This is a genomic window from Flavonifractor sp. (genome assembly GCF_019422385.1).
GTDB lineage: Bacteria > Bacillota > Clostridia > Oscillospirales > Oscillospiraceae > Flavonifractor > Flavonifractor avistercoris.
Genome location: NZ_JAHZDL010000139.1, coordinates 1 through 3,600 on the forward strand (window position 1 = coordinate 1; position 3,600 = coordinate 3,600).

General features: G+C 72.6%; 3 protein-coding genes, 1 tRNA gene and 2 pseudogenes. 1 reads left to right on the forward strand and 5 read right to left on the reverse strand.

Features of this window, described 5'->3' with window-relative positions; translation table 11 throughout:
- Window positions 1-273, forward strand: a pseudogene (locus QZ378_RS12395) (cation-transporting P-type ATPase); the annotation flags it as partial.
- A 295-nt stretch (window positions 274-568) separates the two neighbouring features.
- Here QZ378_RS12395 and QZ378_RS12400 read toward each other — a convergent pair.
- The 5 genes and pseudogenes from QZ378_RS12400 to QZ378_RS12420 all read right to left on the reverse strand — a co-directional run.
- A complete protein-coding gene (locus QZ378_RS12400; RefSeq protein ID WP_291258488.1) occupies window positions 569-829 on the reverse strand; it encodes a hypothetical protein in 261 nt (86 codons plus the stop codon).
- 17 nt (window positions 830-846) lie between these two features.
- Window positions 847-1,092, reverse strand: a complete 246-nt coding sequence (locus tag QZ378_RS12405; RefSeq protein ID WP_291258489.1) for a hypothetical protein — start codon at window positions 1,090-1,092, stop codon at window positions 847-849.
- 88 nt (window positions 1,093-1,180) lie between these two features.
- A tRNA-Sec gene (locus QZ378_RS12410) sits at window positions 1,181-1,276 on the reverse strand.
- A 37-nt stretch (window positions 1,277-1,313) separates the two neighbouring features.
- Entirely contained in the window at window positions 1,314-2,852 is a 1,539-nt protein-coding gene (gene selB / locus QZ378_RS12415; RefSeq protein WP_291258490.1) for a selenocysteine-specific translation elongation factor, read from the reverse strand.
- Window positions 2,849-3,600 (reverse strand): annotated as a pseudogene (locus QZ378_RS12420) (L-seryl-tRNA(Sec) selenium transferase); the annotation flags it as partial. The pseudogene QZ378_RS12420 and the gene selB, both read right to left, overlap by 4 nt.

A 3,600-nucleotide genomic window follows, 5' to 3' on the forward strand; every position in this document is an offset into this window, starting at 1 on the left:
GGCGTGGGCAGCGACATCGCCGTGGACGCCGCCGACATCGCCCTGGTCAACGACGACATCAAAGAGCTGCCCCACCTGATCGCCCTCTCCCGCCGGATGATGTCCACCATCCGCCTCAACCTGACCTTTTCCATGGCCCTCAACTTCGCGGCCATCGTGCTGGCCATGACCGGCATTCTCAACCCCGTGGTGGGGGCCCTGGTGCATAACGCCGGCTCTGTGGCGGTGATCCTCAACTCCTCCCTGCTGCTGAAATGGCGGAAAAAGCAGTGAAGCCCCATCATCGCGGCGTGGCGCGTCAGCTGCCAGGCCCGTAGGGGCGGATATCATCCGCCCGTTTTCCCCGGAACCACCGATCCGTGGGGCGCGACGACTCGGCGCGCCATCCGTAGGGGCGACCTGTGGTCGCCCGTCTGGTGGAGCCCCCCGGGGGACGCGCCTGCGCGGGCGCGGGCCTGCCCGGCCGGGCCGCCGTCGGTGCCACGCCTCTGAACTGCCGTTGTGCTTGTGGTAACGGGTGATAAAGAGACAGCCGCCGCCCCGAAAGGGGCGGCGGCTGTCTGTGCGGCTATTCGCAGGAGCCCTGGATGGCGCTCTCGGCCAGAGCAAAGTCGTCCTTGTGGACGTAGACGGTATACTCAAAGGGCGCGGCCCCCGCGCCCAGGGTGATGGCCGACGTGACATTGCCGTAGCCTGTGCCGCCCACGGGATGGCTGTCCTGCTTGATGGTGAACTCCACCCCGGCCCCCTGAAGGGCGGCGCGGATCTGTCCGATCTCCTGGGCGTTGAAGGTACTCAGCAGCTTTCTGCGGTCAAGAGGGGAAATCATGGCAACGCTCCTTTCTGTTATCCGATGGTACCCTGAATGGCGCTCTCGGCCAGGTCGAAGTCGTCCTTGTGGACGTAGACGGTGTACTCGGTGGAGACGGGGCCGGACTGGAGGCCGAGGCCGAAGAAGGGGCCGGTGTGGAGATCCTGCTGGATGACAAACTTTACCCCGGCCCCCTGGAGGGCGGCGCGGAGCTGTCCCACCTCCTGGGCGGAGTAGGTGCTGTACAGCTTTCTGCGGGCAAAAAAGGGGACGTCAGACATGGCCGCAAACTCCTTTCTCAGCTGGCCGCCCGCAGGGCGGCCCCCCAACCGCGAGCCCCGCACAGCGGGTCGGGCGGTTCTGAGCGTGTGGCGGGGGCGGGTGCGAATCGAACACACCAGGACGGGAGCACCGTCCCCGTCGGTTTTGAAGACCGGGGGGCCCACCAGCGGCCCTTCCGCCCCCATGTTCTGACTCCATCTTATCAGGTTTGGCCGGATTGTCAAGTGAACCGGCGGGCGTCCCCCTCCCGGCGGGTGACGCCGGCGCGGTCCCACAGCTCCAGCAGGAGCAGGGTATCCCCCCGGGAGAGGCCCAGGGTGTCCCGGGCCTGGGCCAGGCGGAAGGGGGCTGCCCCGAAGGCGTCCCGCAGGGCGCGCTCCGCCGCGGCCGCCGCCTCCCGGTGGACGTAGCGGCCGAGGGCGAGCTCCGCCAGCTCCCCCCGCTCCCGCAGGCGGCGGAGGGCCCGGCGGGCCTCCTTGATCCGCCCGGCGAAGCGGGGCTCCACCCTCTCCCAGGCCGGGGCGGTCAGGCCGTATTGCCGGTAGAGTGCCGCCAGCTCTTGCTCCGCCCCGTCTGACGGGGCGGGAACGGCGGGGGAGGGGGGCGCAGGGGGCGGCTCCGGCGGCGGGGGAATCTCACCCCGGGCCAGGGCCTCCAGACGGGCAGCCCGCTCCGGCCTCATGCGGCCCTTTTTCGGCGGGGCCAGCTCCAGCAGCACCCCGCCCCCCACCGTGGCCAGGGGGGAAAAGAAGCGCACCACGAATTTGTCGCCGGGGGCGGCGGCCAGGGGCTGGGCAAAGCGGAGCTGGGCCCAGCCCCTCTCCCCGGGGCGCAGCACGTCCCGCCCCAGAAGGACGCAGCGACAGGTGAGACTGCGGGCGCCGTGGTGGAAATGGAGCTGGCTGTCGCTGCGGATGGAGAAGGGGGCGTTTGGCAGCACCCGCAGGGACACGTCCGCCCGGTCGGTGACGGTGAGGGAGCCGGGGGCGGCCAGGGTGTCCCCCCGGCACACCTCCCGCAGGCGCACCCCCGCCAGGTTCACCGCCGCCCGGGTTCCGGCGGGCAGCTCCTCCGCCGGGACGCCGTGGCACTGGAGGCCCCGCACCCGGGCGGTGCGCTCCGAGGAGTAGAGCCGTACGGCGTCCCCCCGGCGGAGGGGCCCGCCGGTGAGGGTGCCGGTGACCACCGTGCCGCTGCCCGCCACGGGAAAGACCCGGTCGATGTGCAGGCGGGGCGCCCCGGCCGGCGGCGGGGGAACCTGGGCCAGCATGTGAGCCAGGGCGGCGCGCAGCCCGTCCAGCCCCGCTCCGGTGACGGCGGACACGGGCACCATGGGCGCCCCCTCCAGGAAGGTGCCCTTTACCAGCTCTCTCGTCCGCTCCGCCGTCTCCGCCAGCCGGTCCGGGGCGGCCAGATCCGCCCGGGTCAGGGCCACCACCCCCCGCTCCACCCCCAGCAGAGAGAGGATGTCCAGATGCTCCGCCGTCTGGGGCATGGGCCCCTCGTCGGCGGCCACGGTGAAGAGCACCCCGTCCAGGCCGGAGCAGCCGGAGAGCATGGTGGGGATGAACTGCTCGTGGCCGGGCACGTCCACCACCGACACCCGCCCCACCCCCGGCAACTCCAGGGGGGCGAAGCCCAGCTCGATGGTGAGGCCCCGGCGGCGCTCCTCCGCCAGCCGGTCGGTATCCACCCCTGTCAGCGCCTTCACCAGGGCGGTCTTGCCGTGATCCACGTGGCCCGCGGTGCAGACAATCACAGCGTATCCCCCCTCCACGCCCGCAGGGCGGCAGCGATCTCCCCCCCGTCGCCGGGCAGGAGGGTGCGCACGTCCAGCAGCAGCTTGCCCCGGTGGATGCGGCCCAGGATGGGCACCGGCCGCCGGCGGAAGAAGTCGTCCAGCACCTCCGCCGGAGACAGGGCCACCGCCCAGGCGGGGAGGGCCTCGCCGGGGTTGGCGCCGCCCCCCGCCTCCCCCGCCGTCTCCACCACGTCGCAGGGGCATAGGGGGTTGAGGGCCTCCCGCAGGGCCTCCGCCCGGGCCCGCAGCTCCGCCGGCTCGGCAGAGAGCATGGCGGATACCGGCACCGCCGTCCCGTCCCGCCAGTCCAGCAGGGTTGCCTCCAGGGCGGCCAGGGACAGCTTGTCGATGCGCAGGGCCCGGGCCAGGGGGTCGGAGCGGAGCCGGTCAATCAGGGGGGCCCTCCCCAGCAGGATGCCCGCCTGGGGCCCGCCCAGCAGCTTGTCCCCGGAGAAGCAGACCGCGTCGGCCCACGCCACCGCCTCCTCCAGCTCCGGCGAGCCGGGGGCGGCGGCACCCAGGTCGCAGAGCAGGGGGACGCCGTGGGCCCGGGCCAGCTCCCCCAGCTCCGGCAGGGAGGCGGACTGGGTGAAGCCCACCACCCGGAAGTTGCTGGGGTGGACCTTGAGCATGGCCTGGGCGGCCCCGGACTCCAGGGCGGCGGCGTAGTCGGCGGGGCGGGTCTTGTTGGTGGTGCCCACCTCCA

Bases quoted from the DNA above. Each gene is read 5' to 3' on its own strand.
- QZ378_RS12400 (WP_291258488.1), bottom strand. From the start codon at position 829: ATGATTTCCCCTCTTGACCGCAGAAAGCTGCTGAGTACCTTCAACGCC.
- QZ378_RS12405 (WP_291258489.1), bottom strand. From the start codon at position 1,092: ATGTCTGACGTCCCCTTTTTTGCCCGCAGAAAGCTGTACAGCACCTAC.